We start from the raw sequence: 14225 nt of genomic DNA, 5'->3' as shown, positions 1-14225 counted from the left end.
GGCGCCAGGGGCCCGAGGCATGCCTCGGGCGGGTTGGGCAGGACGCCCAACCCCGGTCTTGCCGTGTGCGCAGGACAGCGCACACGAGCAAGGCGCCATCGAGCCCCCAGGGGTGAGGCGCTTTGCTTGCGAAGCACTGCTTCGCAGGCGCCCGAACGCACAGCCGACAGCGGCTGGGCCGGACCGCGGAGCGGGGTTCACGGCGTGTCCCGCCTGTCCACACCGCCACGCCCTCCCACTGAAGCCCGGCTTTTGACGTTGCCGTTGACCTTGCTTCGGCGGGTGCCGGGTGCAACCCGGTCGAAACCCCTTACCCCCGCAACAGCAGGAACGGCAGCAGCACCAGTGCCGCCGCACCGGCCATCGCCAGCAGCACCAGCACCACATAGGCCGGCCGGCGCCGGAACAGGCTGCCGAAGGTCTCGGCCGTGCCATCACGCAATGCCTGCTCACGCTCAGCGCGGATGCGAGGGCCGCGCTCGGCCTGGTACTCGGCCATCAACGCCTTCGCACGCGGATGATCATCGTCGTCGCGCAGCCACAGGCCACCATTGGAAATGCCCCACGGACTGGGTTCAGTGCGATACCAGGCGATGCCGTGCTGGTCGAGCAGCGTGCAGACATCGGCATATTCGTCGTCGCCGACATTACGCAGATTGAGCAGGAGTTTTGCCATGGCCCCATGATACCCGGCGCCGATGCGCTACCCTTGCCGCCCTCGCCCCGCGCCCTTCTGGAGACGCCCGATGCGCCGCCTGCTGCTTCCCCTGCTGCTGTCCCTCGCCGCCGCTGGCTGCTCGACCGAACCATCCGGCCCGCCGCCCGGCGGCACGCTGACCACCTTCGAGCGGATCGATACCGTGCCCGGCACCGGCGCCGAAGCCATCGCCGGCAACAAGGTCACGGTGCACTACACCGGCTGGATCTACGACAACCGTACCGAAACCAAGCACGGCAAGACCTTTGACAGCTCCTTCAAGCACGGCGAGCCGTTCACCTTCGCGCTCGGCGCCGGCCAGGTCATCCGCGGCTGGGATGAGGGCGTGGCCGGCATGAAGGTCGGTGGCAAGCGTACGCTGATGATTCCGCCGGACTACGGTTACGGGGACCGCAAGGTCGGCCCGATTCCGGCGGGCTCGTCGCTGGTGTTCGACGTCGAGCTGCTCGATGTCAAACCGTAATGCCGCCATGCCCCATCGGGTGGTCGTCATTGGCGGCGGCCCGGCGGGCCTGTTCGCCGCCGAACGCCTGCGTGCCGCTGGGCTGGAGGTCGACCTGTACGAGGCCAAGGGGTCGCCTGGCCGCAAGTTCCTGATCGCCGGCAAGGGCGGCCTCAACCTCACCCATTCCGATCCGCGGCCGTTGTTCGACAGCCGCTACCGCGAGCAGGCCGCTGTGGTCGGCAGCTGGCTGGACGGCTTCGACGCACAGGCACTGCGTGACTGGGCCAACGGCCTGGGCGTAGAAACCTATGTGGGCAGCTCCGGCCGCGTGTTCCCGGTCGACCGCAAGGCGGCGCCGCTGCTGCGCGGCTGGGTGCGCCGGTTGAAGGAACAGGGCGTGCGCCTGCACGCCAACCACCGTTGGATCGGCTGGAGCGACGACGGCGCCCTGCGCTTTGCCACCGATGCGGGCGAAGTCGATGTCCGCGCCAATGCCACCGTGCTGGCGATGGGCGGGGGCAGCTGGCCGCAGCTGGGCAGTGATGGCGCCTGGGTCGTGCCACTGCAGGCGCGTGGCGTTGACATCGCGCCGCTGCAGTCAGCCAACTGTGGCTTCGACGTGGACTGGACGCCGTTCTTTGCCCAGCGCAATGCCGGCGCACCATTGAAGCCGGTGATCGCGCACTGGATCGACCTGGCTGGACAACCGCGGTCGCTGCAGGGCGAGTGCGTGGCCAGCGAATATGGCATTGAAGGCAGTCTGGTCTACGCGTTGGCCGCCGACCTGCGCGAGACCATCAACCGCGATGGCCACGCAATGCTGTGGCTGGACCTGGTGCCCGGTCGCGACGAGGCGCGCCTGCTGGCCGACCTGTCACGTCCCCGCAAGGGCCGAAGCTTCGGCGAGCACCTGCGCCGCCAGGCGGGTCTGGATGCGGTGAAGGCCGCACTCGTGTTCGAGATTCTTGGCAGGGAGGCCGGCAACGACCTGCCGGCTGTGGCTGCCACGCTCAAGCGCCTGCCGCTGCGCCTGCTGCGCCCAAGGCCGATGGTCGAGGTGATCAGCACCGCCGGTGGCGTGCGCCTGGATGCGCTGGATGACGGCCTGATGCTGCGGTCCGTTCCCGGCGTGTTCTGCGCCGGTGAAATGCTGGACTGGGAAGCCCCCACCGGCGGCTACCTGCTGACCGCGTGCTACGCCAGTGGCCGGCGTGCCGCCGAGGGCGTGATCGGTTGGTTGGCGGAGCGGTGACGCCTGCGGGGTAGCGTCGAGCCCATGCTCGACGCCACATCACCACGGCCTGCGCATGCTCACCGAGGCCAACGCCACACCGCTGGGATGCGCATAGGCTTCCTCACGCACGCTGACAAAGCCCTGCCGTTGATAGAACGGCACGGCATTGAGCGACGCCGACAGCACCACCTCGCGCTCACGATCGGCCATTGCCAACAGGCGCTGCATCAGCGCCTGGCCGATCCCCTCGCCGCCACGATCGGGATTGACAAACAACGCGTCGACTTCATTGGCATCGACATCAAAGACGCCGAAGCCGAGCAGGCCACCCTGCCCGTCCTCGGCCACCACGCATCCGCCCTGCGACAACAGCCGCGCGTACTGCGACGGTGGCGGCGAGGCCGACCACGGTGCAATGACCTCGGGAGGGTAATGGCTGCTGCAGGTTTCGCGCACACAGCGCGTGCGCAGCGCCCACAGCGTGGCGACATCGTCGATGCTACCGGTCCTGAACTGCATGGCGCCTCCTTGTAGCGCCGAGCCCATGCTCGGCTGCCTTTCTGTAGAGTCAAGCCATGCTTGACTGCTTTTCAATCAGTTATCGCGAGGTCGGAACGAAGAACAGCCGAGCATGGGCTCGGCTCTACAACATCACGCTACCGCGACTTGCTGGCGCGCAGAGCCTGGATCTTCGGCGGCGGCTGGAACGAGTCGCTGCGCGCATCGGCCCAGAAGGCATGGAATACCGCATGGTCGGGCACCTTGTGCAGCAGCTCGCCCGGTTCCAGGTAGCGGTAAAGCGACGCCAGCGAACGGATTTCCACCGGCGACACGCGACGCAGGATGTGCTCCGGCCCCAGCTCGGCCGGATCGTTCAGGCCCGCCGCGCACAACAGTTCCTTCAAGGCATGCAGCGTGTGCTCGTGATAGCTGTACACACGGGTGGCCTTGTCCGGTCCATCCAGATGCTTCCAGCGCGCAGGGTCCTGGGTCGCGATGCCGGTCGGGCATTTGTCGGTGTGGCAGCTCAACGACTGGATGCAGCCCAGCGCGAACATGAAGCCTCGGCCGGCATTGCACCAGTCGGCACCCAGCGCGATGGTGCGCGCGATGTCGAACGCACTGGTGATCTTGCCAGCGGCACCGATGCGGATGCGCTCGCGCAGGTCCAGGCCGACCAGGGTGTTGTGCACCAGCAGCAGTGCTTCATGCATCGGTACGCCGACATGGTCGACGAATTCAGCCGGCGCCGCGCCGGTGCCTCCCTCGGCACCATCGACCACGATGAAGTCCGGCAGCAGCCCGGTTTCCTGCATCGCCTTGGCGATGCCGAACCATTCCCAGGGGTGGCCGATGGCCAGCTTGAAACCGACCGGCTTGCCACCGGACAACTCGCGCAGCCGGGCCACGAACTGCAACAGTTCGACCGGCGTCGAGAATGCCGAGTGACGCGACGGCGATACGCAGTCCACCCCCATCGGAACACCACGGGTCACCGATATTTCGGCGGTCACCTTTGGTGCCGGCAGCACGCCGCCGTGGCCCGGCTTGGCACCCTGCGACAGCTTGATCTCGATCATCTTGACCTGGTCATCGGTAGCGTTGGCGACGAAGCGCTCTTCGCTGAAACCGCCCTTTTCGTCACGGCAGCCGAAGTAGCCCGAGCCGATTTCCCAGACCAGATCGCCGCCCATCTCGCGGTGGTAGGGCGAAATCGAACCTTCGCCGGTGTCGTGGTAGAAGCCGCCGCGCCGCGCACCTTCGTTCAATGCGCGGATCGCGTTGGCCGAGAGCGAACCGAAGCTCATCGCCGAGATGTTGAACACGCTGGCCGAATAAGGCTTGGCGCAGTTCGGCCCAATCAGCACGCGGAAATCATGCTTGGCAATGGAGGTGGGAGCCAGCGAATGGTTGATCCACTCGTAATCCACCGCATAGGTACTGCGCAGGGTACCGAAGGGCACCGTGTCCATTTCGTTCTTTGCGCGCTGGTAGATCAGCGCACGCTGCTGGCGCGAGAACGGCACGTCCTCCAGGTCGCTCTGCACGAAGTACTGGCGGATTTCCGGGCCGATTGATTCCAGGCCATAGCGGAAATGCGCCATCACCGGATAGTTGCGGCGCAGCGTGCTGCGCTTCTGCAGCAGATCCCAGGTCCCCAGCGCAACCATCGCGGCAGTCAGGCCGACGCCCCAGTACCAGGCCGGCCAGATCGTGGCCAACCACAGGCAGATGGGAAACATCAGGATGGCGAGCAGGTAGACGATATACCGGTGCATGGCGTTCCTTGGTTGCAACTGCCTGCGAGTCTACCGCGCCGGCCGTCACCGGCGTTTACAGGCGACCGTCAACCACATTGCGCGGCCAGGCCGATTTCACGTCGTAGACGATGCCGCCGGGTGCCAGCAGCGCCTGGATTGCGGCGTCATCCATGGCTTTGAATAGGGCATGGGCCACTGCCAGGACTACGGCGTCGTAACTCCCCGCCACCGGCTCGGCCAGCCAGTGCACGCCCGCGTCGGCCAATGCCGCCGGGCCGACCCACGGGTCGCTGACCTCCACCTGTGCGCCGGCATCACGCAGGCGCTGCGCCAGTTCCAGCGCGCGGCTGTTGCGCAGGTCCGGGCAATCCTCCTTGAAGGTCACGCCCAGCACCAGGATACGCGACTGCGCAGGTACGCGGCCACGTTCGGCCAGCATTGCCAGCACACGCGACGCCACATGCTCGCCGACGCGGTTGTTGACCTGCCGCGCGGTGTGGATCAGGTCCGGGTGGTAGCCCACGCTCTCGGACTTGTGCAGCAGATAGTACGGGTCCACGCCGATGCAGTGGCCGCCGACCAGGCCCGGCCGGAATGGCAGGAAGTTCCACTTGCTGCCGGCGGCGTCGAGCACATCCTGGGTGTCGATGCCGAGCCGGTCGAAGATCAGCGCCAGCTCATTGACCAGCGCGATGTTGACGTCACGCTGGATGTTCTCCACCACCTTGGCCGCTTCGGCCACACGCATTGACGGCGCCGGGAAGGTGCCGGCGGCGATGATGCGCTGGTACAGGCCATCAATCACCGCAGCCACTTCCGGTGTCGACCCCGAGGTGATCTTGCGGATATCGGCCAGGCGCCGCTGGCGGTCGCCGGGGCTGACCCGCTCCGGGCTGTAACCACAGTAGAAGTCTTCGTTGAAGCGCAGCCCGGAAAGCTGCTCCAGCAACGGCACGCAGACCTCTTCGGTGGTGCCGGGGTACACCGTGGATTCGTAGATCACCAGGTCACCCGCACGCAGGTGGCTGGCGATCAGCCGCGTTGCCGAACGCAGCGGCTCCAGATCGGGCTGCTCATAGGCGTCGATCGGGGTCGGCACGGTAACGATGTAGACATTGCAGGCATCGAGCAATGCCGGATCGCTGCCGTACTGCAACTGCTGTGCACTGGCCAGCTCATCGGCCTCCATTTCCAGCGTATGGTCCTGGCCGTCGCGGAGCTCGGCGATGCGATCAGCATCGATGTCGAAGCCCAGCGTCGGCCAGTGTCGGCCGAAGGCCACCGCCAGCGGTAGGCCCACGTAGCCCAGCCCGATCACCGCGAAGCGCGGCGAAGCTGCTGCCGCAAGCGGCGCGCTCAACGCCGCATCCCATGCAACGGCTGAAATCGCATGCGTACTGCCATGAGCATGGCCGACCTACTCATTCGCTTTGCCACTCCGGGAAGATCCATGCCAGAAAGGCTACAGCCTAACGGCCCGGGTGCCCGGCCGCCAAGGTGGGGTCAGGAGCCCAGTGCGACCGCGGCCGGCTCCAGTTCACCATCGGCGCCGGTCCAGGCCTGCAGCAGGCGCTCGAAGCCACCGCAGCCAAGCACGAAGCCCGGCCATGAGGCGTCGACGATCTGTACCAGGAGTTCTGCCTCAATGCGCCGGGTCCCCATCGACCAGCGCGGGAATGCCCGCTGCGCCACCGGCGCGCGGCACAGCACCTTCAGTTGTCCATGGCTACGCGCATTGGCGATGCGCTGGTACACCGAATCGATGCCATCCTCCGGGCCTTCCAGGTACTGCAGGAAACGGCTGCCATCGAACATCAGCACACCCGTGACACCGGCTACTCGGTTGAATGCGGTGGCATCGGCCAGCAGGCGGTCAAGATCGGTTGTCTGCAGGTCGGCGCGGGCCTCGCTGGCATAGGCAATCGCGTGCAGCGACATCGGGTGGCTCCCCCCTGGGAACGATGCTTTGGACTATGACATGAATGGGAGCGACAGTTAAGCACACCGCCGCTCCACTGCAATCCGGTCGGGATTCCGCAGCTGGGCTACAATCGGCGCCGCGCTGCAGGCCCGGATGGCGAAACTGGTAGACGCATCGGACTTAAAATCCGCCGGGGGCAACCCCATGCCGGTTCGATTCCGGCTCCGGGCACCATCGCACTTTTCACGACGAACGTCAGATCGCACGCGAGTAGCGCGGCTGCTCGCAGGCCGCACGCAGGTACGGGTCGAAGCACATCGCCAGCAGCCGCAGCAACGGCCGTCCAGGCTCGCTGGCGCGCACTACACCGTCACGGTACTCGGCCAGACCGTCCTCCTGCAGCCGCTGCACCGAACGCAGGTCTTCGGCGAAGTACTGCTCGAAATCCACGCCATGGCGCTGGCCCAGCACCGCACCGTCCACTTCGCCCTGGCACATCAGCTGCTGGATCAGTTCTGCGCGCAGCTGGTCGTCGGCGCTGAGCGCCACGCCGCGCCACACCGGCAACTGCCCCTGGTCCACGGCATCCTCCCATGACGGCAGGTCGCGCGGATTCTGGCTGTAGGTGGCACCGATGTGGCTGATCGCACTCACGCCCAGGCCGAGCAGATCGGTATCGGCGTGGGTGGTATAGCCCATGAAATTGCGATGCAGCTGCCCGGCGCGCTGCGCGCGTGACAGATCTTCTTCCGGCAGTGCGAAGTGATCCATGCCGATGTACTGGTAGCCCGCAGTGGAGAGCCTCTCCACCGCCAGGCCCAGCAGCGCCAGCTTGTCTTCCGGCGAAGGTAAGCGGCGTTCGTCGATCTGCTTCTGTGCGCGGAACAGATGCGGCAGGTGTGCGTAGCCGTACACCGCCAGGCGATCCGGGCGCAATGCCAGCACCCGTTCCAGGGTGCGGCCAAACCCTTCCAGGCTCTGTCCCGGCAGCCCATAGATCAGGTCGACGTTGACCGAACGCATGCCGCTGTCGCGGCAGGCCTGCAGGATGTCCAGCGTCTGCTGCACGCCCTGCACGCGGTTGATCGCTTCCTGTACCTCTGGGTCGAAATCCTGCACGCCCAGGCTGGCGCGGTTGAAGCCCAGCCGCGCCAGCATGGCGACATCGCGGGTATCGATGAAGCGCGGATCGAGTTCGATCGAGAAATCGCGCTGCGGTGAATCGCTGAAATCGAAGCGCCGGCGCAGCCCTTCCACCAGCGTGGTCATCGCCTCGGCCTCGAGGAAATTCGGCGTGCCACCGCCCAGGTGAAGCTGAATGACTTCACGGCCGTCCTCGAACTGCGGCGCCAGCAGGTCGGCCTCGGCCAGCACGCGCGCGACGTAGCTGTGGCCACGGCCGCGGTCGCGGGTGATCACCCGGTTGCAGCCGCAGTAGAAGCAGGGACTGGAGCAGAACGGTACATGCACGTACAGCGACAGCGCGCGGGCCAGCTGGTTGCTGTCGGCGATTGCCTGGCGCAGCGCCGGCGCATCGAAGCCATCGTGGAAGTGAGGCGCGGTCGGATACGAGGTGTAGCGCGGCCCCGGCCGGTCATGCCGGCGCAGCAGGTCGGGGTCGAAGGTCCAGGCAAGACCGCCGGCGGCGGGTGAGAACGTGTCCATGCCGCCAGCATCGCGCCGGGCGGACGCCACCGCCTTGACCCAGATCAATCGCGGGTGGGGATTTCCAGCACCGGCAGGCCGACCTGCGGCCAGCGCAGCATCTGGTAGCGCTTCCAGAAGGTGTCACCGATGCGCGCGGCCACGTCGTTGGCCAGCGCCTGCATGGGCGGGTTGCCGCACTCGGCGGTGGTGATCCGGAACAGCACCAGCCAGCGGTCGAACAGGTCCTTGTCCAGCTCGATGGCCATGTGCTTGGACATCGGCGAGCCCTTGAAGCGGCGCGTGCCGCGCAGCATTGCCGACCAGAAATCGACCAGCTGCGCCAGATGTTCCGGCCAGTCGTGGACGTGTGCCTCGAACACAGGCCCCAACCGCTCTTCCTCGCGCACGCGTGCATAGAAGTCGTGGACCAGGCGGGTCACTTCCTGCTCAGTGCACAGCCCGGGCGAGGCGACGGGCAGGACAGGCGGCGATATTGCGTTCATCGGGGTACCCAAAGCTTGCCGGCAGTGTGCCGTAGCTGGCCGGCACCGCCGTTGATCCAGATCAATGTCGGCGCAGTCCGCTGCACCTAGTCTGGCATTCCTGCAGGAAGCATGCCCTGCGGATGCTGCGCCAGCCTCGGCGGAGTATACGCGCCGCCCTCACTCCGACCCGGGACAGCATGAACAGACCCTCTCCCAGCCGCCGCCAGCAGCTGATCCAGCACTGGGGCGCCATCCTCTGGCCCAGCTTCATCGCTGCAGGCCTGGCCAGCGTGGTGTTCTTCGCCTTTGTCGACCCGCTGCGTCTGCAGGCGATCAGCTTTCCGGGTACGGCGATCAGCCGCGAACTGGGCTATACGGCAGGATTCTTCATGTTCTGGTCGGTGACCGCACTGTCCAGCGCGGTCACCTGGTACCTGCAGCGACCGATGCCAAGCGACGACGACGACGAGCTGCCGCTGGGATGAGTACGGCCTGCACCGGAATCCCACGCCGCTGGCATTGGCGCGCCGCGCTCAGCATGCTCTTGCTGGCCTTGTTCTATGCCCTGCCATGGCTGCGCTGGAATGGGCGGCAGGCCCTGCTGCTGGACATCAACGCACGGCGCTTTGACCTGTTTGGCTGGACATTGTGGCCCGGCGATGTTGGCGTGCTGATAGGGTTGCTGGCGGTGCTGGCGGTGGGCCTCGCGCTGCTCACCCACCTCGCCGGCCGCATCTGGTGCGGCCACGCCTGCCCACAGACGCTATGGCGCCGTGCCTTCGACTGGATTGCGCGCGCCATGGCCCGGGCCTTGCCAGCGCCCGCCGTGCGCCCTGCCACCCAGGTGGCATGGGGGCTGCTGTCGCTGTGGACCGGCGTCACGTTCGTCGGTCTGTTCAGCCCGATCGAAGAACTGGTGGCCGCCGCGCCGCATGCCGGCTGGAGCGGCTGGGAAACGTTCTGGGTGCTGTTCTATGCCGCCGCCACCTGGGGCAATGCCGGCTTCCTGCGCGAGCAGGTGTGCCGTTCGCTGTGCCCGTTCGCGCGCCTGCAGCCGCTGCTGACCGATCCGCATACACCCCGCATGTTGTACGACGCGCGCCGCGGCGAACCGCGCGGCATGCGTCCGTCGGGGCTGGGGGGCGTGCTCGGACGCGGCCGTGGCCTGCTCGACCCGACCACCGCACAGGACTACGTGTTCCGCGCTGCACATCCGCTGCTGGCCGGACCGATGCCCACCTTCAGCGCCGACCGCCTGGGCGACTGCACCGATTGCGCTGCCTGTGTCAGCGCCTGCCCGATGCAACTGGATATCCGCCAGGGACCTCAGGCCGATTGCCTGGCCTGCGGCGCCTGCCTGGAGGCCTGCTCGCGGCAGCAGCACCAGGCCGGTTTCGGCCCGGGGCTGGTGCGCTACTGCAGTCCGCAGGCCATGGCCGGGCAACCGCGGCAATGGTGGCGACCGCGGACCCTGGCACTGCTGTCGATGCTGCTGGCGCTGTTGGCCTGCGGCGCCTGGCGCCTGCTTTGAATCAACGGATCAACGCGGCCCGTTGGCGTGCGGCGGCACCAGCTGCGCACGTCGCACGATGCCCAGCTGCTCGATGATCAGCGCCATTTCATTGGTGACTTCGGTACGCTCGGTCCCCTGCGGGACCAGGCGGTCCAGCACCTGCTGGTAGGTATCCCAGAACGCCGGACCGCATCCGTGTTTGTGATAACTGGCTTCCAGTTCGCGGCGTACCCGTTCAGCCAAGCCATGCATGCCGTATTCCATACGACCTCCGTTGGACTTGTTCTGCATCGTTGACGGTCTACCGACTCACTTGCGAGCTACTGAAAGACTCCCGGGCTTCACGTCCGGTTGATCCCAATTAGTCATAGATTTCACGACAGGTCAATTACATACCGCGACTTTCGTGATCGAAATTATTAATCGTTCACGAAACCACATACGGGGAGACGGGGTGCCCGGATGGGTCGGACCCGACACACTGCCCCGATTTCCCCGGTCCCGCCTTGGTAGGCGCCATCGATGGGCCAGCCCCGTTTCATCGAAGTTTCCAATATTGCTAAGCATACTTAGCAAATGCCGCTTAGGGTGCTATATGCGACAAAAGGCGGCGCAGTTGAGGCTTACTCGCCCTGCGTATCCTCAGTCGCGGGGAACAGGTTGGGATAGCGCTGATGCAGGATGTATTGGCGTAGCGCAGGAATCGGGAAGTTCTTGGGCCATTGCGACACGGCAGATCGGCTTATGCCAAAAAAGCGCGCCAGTTCGGCATCGGTCCGGAAACCCAGCCGGGCGCGTACCTGCCCCTTGCTCCAGAATTCGGTCACGGTCGGTCCTTCTGTTAACCAGACTTATTCTTGGAACAAGGGAACTTTGCGATCCACGCGTTAAGCTGGCTTGCATAGATGAATACTCTCGGCCAACGACTCGCCATTGCCATGAAGAAAGCCGGGCACCCTCGCCCGGCCGATCTGGCCCGCGCCGCCGATTCGACGACGGCAACCATCAGCAACTGGCTCAACGACCATGTCAGCCCCGCCCATGTGAAGGCCGAACAGCTGTTCCGCATCGCCGATGCGGCCAAACTGGACGCGCGTGAACTGCTGTACGGCGTGAGCGGGCTTGGCGTCGGTGAGCGGGGCAATACCTATATCCCCAGCCAGGCCCACCTGGATGTCTGGCAGGACGCCTACGAACTGGTCAGCCATCTGGTGGAGGAGAAGGGATTGCAGATCGACCATCGCCGCCACGCGGCCCTGGACCTGCTGGCCTTCGAACTGCTGATGGACGGCTTCAGCCGCAGCAAGGTCATCCGGGTGCTGACGACCTCGATGACGTGAATGCACTACCACTGGTAGCATGGTCGCGGATGGGGATGGGGCTCCCCCGATAACCGCCCGAAAGGGCTGATGGCTCCTGCCAGGACGAACCGGTCTTCGTCGATGGCGGGCCGTGCCTGCCGTCGGCGTTCGCCATCAAATCAGCGAACCCGCAACCGAGGCATGTGATGCACGCATTGAACAATTATCTGCTGGTCTTCGTCGGCGGCGGGCTCGGCGCCTGCCTTCGCCATGCCTGCAACCTGATCGGTACGCGGGTAGCGGTCGGCAGCCCGTGGCCGTGGTCGACCTTCCTGATCAACATCAGCGGTGCACTGCTGATGGGCGCGCTGGTCGAAGCCTTCGCCCTGCGCAATGGCGCGTCGCCGCAGCTGCGCCTTCTGCTGGCCACCGGCGTCCTCGGCGGCTACACCACGTTCTCCACCTACGCGCTGGAAATCGGTCTGCTGCTGCAGCGCGGCCAGCATGGCCTGGCAGCGTCGTACGCCGGCGGTTCGGTGGCACTGGGCCTGGTTGGCCTGTTCGGTGGCATGAAACTGGCCCGGCTGGTGCTGGGCTGAGGCTCAGCCCGCGCCGGCGCGGGCCTGTCCGCGCCACTCCCGCGGCGACTGCCCGGTATGTGCCTTGAATGCGCGCGACAGCGCGGCTTCGCTACCATAGCCAACGTCATCAGCGATCCGCTTCAACGGGCGCCCCTGACGCAGTGCCTGCTGCGCCAGGCCCACCCGCCAGCCCTGCAGGTACTGGCCCGGGGTGGTGCCCATCGCCTCACGGAAACTGGCGGCAAATACGCTGCGTGACATGCCGGCCACCTCGGCCAGGTCTTCCAGGGTCCAGGACTGTGCGGGCGCTTCATGCATCGCCACCAGCGCCAGCCGCAGCCGCGGATGCCCCAGCCCGGCAAACAGGCCACCACGCATCTCCCCCCCTTCCATCAGCTGCCGCAGCACCTGGATCATCACCACCTCGAACAGCCGGTTGACCATCGCCGCACGACCGCAGCGCTGCTCGAAGGCTTCTTCGAACAGCAGCTCCAGCGCTGCGTTGCCGCCGTACAGATCGGCCAGCGGCAGGCAGATGAAATCGGGCAACGCCGCGCTGATCGGGTTGAGCCGCCCGCCCTCGAAATGCAGATTGGCGCAGGCCATGTCGGCGCCGTGCTGCGGATCGGTGCTGAACCGATGCGGCATCGGCCGTGGGTACAGCAGCAGGCTCGGCACCTCGACCTGGACGGTCTGCTGGCCATGGCTGACCTGCAGCGGGCCACGTCGCACCAGGTGCAGCTGCCCGGCGTCATCCTCGCCCGCCAGCGAGTTGATGCCGCACAGCGCGCCGGCATGGAACACTGAGGCAGTGACCGCAAAGCGGTCAAGCAGAATGGCGAGCCGGTCGACCATAACGGGACCTTGGGTAAAGTAGAAAGAGATCAAGGCGACACATCGTATCGGAATCCTCCCGTAGCGGACGTGATCGACTCGGGGAGCGGGCGCTCCCAGCCCGCCCTTCCTGCGGCAGTGCAGCGCGCGCAGGCTGCTGGCGGCGTCTAAGCTGACGCGATTCCCGGATGGAATGCCCGTGATGTGTCGATGGCTACGATGTGCCCTCAACCTCACCCTCGCCCTGCTATTCCCCGCGACACAGGTGATGGCCGCACCCGCTGCATCACCGCGCACGTTCAGTGGCGAACTGCAGGGCGCCCCGTGGCGACTGGATGTGCCGGCTGACTGGAACGGTGACCTGGTGATGCTGGCGCATGGCTACGAGCCGGTAGGCATGCCACGTGCTACGCCAATGGCTGCCAATGACGGCACCGCGCCACTGCTGGCTGCAGGCTACGCCGTCGCGCAGAGCGCCTATGCCAGCCAGGGCTGGGCGGTGGCCGATGCGATTACCGACATGGAACGCCTACGCCGGCATGCAGCAGGTGAACTCCGGCATGTGCGCCACACCTGGCTACTGGGATTCTCGATGGGCGGAGCCGTGACCGTCGCCAGCCTCGAGCGGTTCCCGCAACACTACGCCGGTGGTGTGTCGCTATGCGGCGCCAATCTCAGTGGCGAACAGATCGCGAGTGATCTGCTGACCACGTTGGTCGCTTTCGATTACTTCTTTGCCAAGGCCGAAGGCCTGCCGGCTGCGGGACTGGTCTCACGCGAAGCGGCTGCGCTGCCACAGGGCGAACTGTACCAAGGCATCTCCAATGCGCTGCAACGCAGCCCGTCGCATGCCGCGTTGCTGGCACAGCGGCTGCAGGTGTCCGCTGATGCACTGGCCGGCACGATCAGCCTGCATGCACTGGTCCTGCACGAACTGGCCACGCGCAGTGGCGGCATGCCGGTGGGCAACAGAGGTGTGGCTTACAGCGGCTTCGGTGACGACATGGCGTTCAATGCCGGCGTGCAACGTGTCGACGCCGTGCCTGCCGCGCAGGCCGCTGTCCACAGGGAGCTGGCATTGAGCGGTGCGTTGAGGCGACCGCTGGTGATCCAGTTCAACAACAACGACCCGACGATCGTGCCGCGCATGCAGACGGTGTATCCGCGGACGGCCGCTCGGGCCGGCGCCCGTCCGCTGCCACAGGTGCTGCCGCCCGTTGGCGAAGGCCATTGTGGCTTCTCCGGCGCGCAGATCATCGAGGCGTTGAAGGCCGCGCAGCGTTGA

Annotated in this window: 17 protein-coding genes, 1 tRNA gene and 1 riboswitch; of the genes, 8 read left to right on the top strand and 10 right to left on the bottom strand. The window is 66.2% G+C overall.

The annotated features are described in order from the left end of the window. Positions 1 to 310: 310 nt before the first annotated feature. Positions 311 to 676, bottom strand: a complete 366-nt coding sequence (locus tag ABGA94_RS14485) for a DUF6164 family protein (RefSeq protein WP_111202140.1) — start codon at positions 674 to 676, stop codon at positions 311 to 313. A 70-nt stretch (positions 677 to 746) separates the two neighbouring features. On the opposite strand from ABGA94_RS14485, the gene ABGA94_RS14480 reads away from it, so the two are divergent. After that, positions 747 to 1181 carry an FKBP-type peptidyl-prolyl cis-trans isomerase gene (locus ABGA94_RS14480; protein WP_065179310.1) on the top strand — a complete coding sequence of 145 codons (435 nt, stop codon included), beginning with the start codon at positions 747 to 749 and terminating at the stop codon, positions 1179 to 1181. After that, entirely contained in the window at positions 1168 to 2415 is a 1248-nt protein-coding gene (locus ABGA94_RS14475) for a TIGR03862 family flavoprotein (protein WP_197598909.1), read from the top strand. Before ABGA94_RS14480 ends, ABGA94_RS14475 begins: the two co-directional genes overlap by 14 nt. A gap of 39 nt (positions 2416 to 2454) precedes the next feature. Here ABGA94_RS14475 and ABGA94_RS14470 read toward each other — a convergent pair whose 3' ends face one another. From ABGA94_RS14470 to ABGA94_RS14455, 4 genes are all read right to left on the bottom strand, one after another. Beyond that, a complete protein-coding gene (locus tag ABGA94_RS14470) occupies positions 2455 to 2916 on the bottom strand; it encodes a GNAT family N-acetyltransferase (RefSeq protein ID WP_053500365.1) in 462 nt (153 codons plus the stop codon). 137 nt (positions 2917 to 3053) lie between these two features. Then, positions 3054 to 4676, bottom strand: coding sequence for an FMN-binding glutamate synthase family protein (locus ABGA94_RS14465; protein ID WP_095377480.1), 1623 nt, complete (start codon positions 4674 to 4676; stop codon positions 3054 to 3056). A gap of 55 nt (positions 4677 to 4731) precedes the next feature. After that, entirely contained in the window at positions 4732 to 6018 is a 1287-nt protein-coding gene (locus ABGA94_RS14460; RefSeq protein WP_375367602.1) for a nucleotide sugar dehydrogenase, read from the bottom strand. 143 nt (positions 6019 to 6161) lie between these two features. Next, a complete protein-coding gene (locus ABGA94_RS14455; protein WP_005416006.1) occupies positions 6162 to 6596 on the bottom strand; it encodes a BLUF domain-containing protein in 435 nt (144 codons plus the stop codon). A gap of 130 nt (positions 6597 to 6726) precedes the next feature. Here ABGA94_RS14455 and ABGA94_RS14450 point away from each other — a divergent pair. Continuing rightward, positions 6727 to 6813, top strand: a tRNA-Leu gene (locus ABGA94_RS14450). A 21-nt stretch (positions 6814 to 6834) separates the two neighbouring features. Here ABGA94_RS14450 and hemN read toward each other — a convergent pair. Then, positions 6835 to 8244, bottom strand: a complete 1410-nt coding sequence (gene hemN, locus ABGA94_RS14445; protein ID WP_111174731.1) for an oxygen-independent coproporphyrinogen III oxidase — start codon at positions 8242 to 8244, stop codon at positions 6835 to 6837. A gap of 44 nt (positions 8245 to 8288) precedes the next feature. Then, on the bottom strand, positions 8289 to 8729 hold the full coding sequence (locus ABGA94_RS14440; RefSeq protein ID WP_032954077.1) for a group III truncated hemoglobin: 441 nt from the start codon (positions 8727 to 8729) through the stop codon (positions 8289 to 8291). Between the two features lie 179 nt (positions 8730 to 8908). On the opposite strand from ABGA94_RS14440, the gene ABGA94_RS14435 reads away from it, so the two are divergent. Next, positions 8909 to 9196 carry a hypothetical protein gene (locus tag ABGA94_RS14435; RefSeq protein ID WP_014036651.1) on the top strand — a complete coding sequence of 96 codons (288 nt, stop codon included), beginning with the start codon at positions 8909 to 8911 and terminating at the stop codon, positions 9194 to 9196. Further along, positions 9193 to 10242 (top strand): 4Fe-4S dicluster domain-containing protein, encoded by a 1050-nt coding sequence (locus ABGA94_RS14430; protein ID WP_005416002.1) that lies wholly within the window; start codon positions 9193 to 9195, stop codon positions 10240 to 10242. Before ABGA94_RS14435 ends, ABGA94_RS14430 begins: the two co-directional genes overlap by 4 nt. A 9-nt stretch (positions 10243 to 10251) precedes the next feature. On the opposite strand, the gene ABGA94_RS14425 is transcribed toward ABGA94_RS14430, so the two are convergent. Further along, a complete protein-coding gene (locus ABGA94_RS14425; protein ID WP_005416001.1) occupies positions 10252 to 10488 on the bottom strand; it encodes a hypothetical protein in 237 nt (78 codons plus the stop codon). 359 nt (positions 10489 to 10847) lie between these two features. Then, positions 10848 to 11051 (bottom strand): hypothetical protein, encoded by a 204-nt coding sequence (locus ABGA94_RS14420; RefSeq protein WP_005416000.1) that lies wholly within the window; start codon positions 11049 to 11051, stop codon positions 10848 to 10850. A gap of 111 nt (positions 11052 to 11162) precedes the next feature. On the opposite strand from ABGA94_RS14420, the gene ABGA94_RS14415 reads away from it, so the two are divergent. Further along, positions 11163 to 11564 (top strand): helix-turn-helix transcriptional regulator, encoded by a 402-nt coding sequence (locus tag ABGA94_RS14415; protein ID WP_061478466.1) that lies wholly within the window; start codon positions 11163 to 11165, stop codon positions 11562 to 11564. 22 nt (positions 11565 to 11586) lie between these two features. Next, a riboswitch (Fluoride riboswitch) is annotated at positions 11587 to 11650 on the top strand. A gap of 81 nt (positions 11651 to 11731) precedes the next feature. After that, positions 11732 to 12124: a fluoride efflux transporter CrcB gene (crcB, locus tag ABGA94_RS14410; RefSeq protein WP_329915589.1), complete on the top strand. Its 393-nt coding sequence runs from the start codon at positions 11732 to 11734 to the stop codon at positions 12122 to 12124. Positions 12125 to 12127: 3 nt separating this feature from the next. Here the strand turns inward: crcB and ABGA94_RS14405 are convergent, their stop codons facing one another. Beyond that, a complete protein-coding gene (locus ABGA94_RS14405; protein WP_053500376.1) occupies positions 12128 to 12961 on the bottom strand; it encodes an AraC family transcriptional regulator in 834 nt (277 codons plus the stop codon). A 181-nt stretch (positions 12962 to 13142) separates the two neighbouring features. Between ABGA94_RS14405 and ABGA94_RS14400 the strand changes: the two genes are divergently transcribed. Then, the gene (locus ABGA94_RS14400) at positions 13143 to 14225 is read left to right on the top strand and encodes an alpha/beta hydrolase family protein (RefSeq protein WP_375367600.1); all 1083 of its coding nucleotides are present in this window, start codon (positions 13143 to 13145) and stop codon (positions 14223 to 14225) included.

It is taken from the genome of Stenotrophomonas sp. 3diitr2024 (assembly GCF_042136455.1).
In the GTDB taxonomy this organism is placed as follows: Bacteria; Pseudomonadota; Gammaproteobacteria; order Xanthomonadales; family Xanthomonadaceae; genus Stenotrophomonas; species Stenotrophomonas sepilia.
The sequence above is the reverse complement of the archived record's forward strand: the minus strand, read 5'-3'. Positions and strand labels throughout refer to the sequence as shown.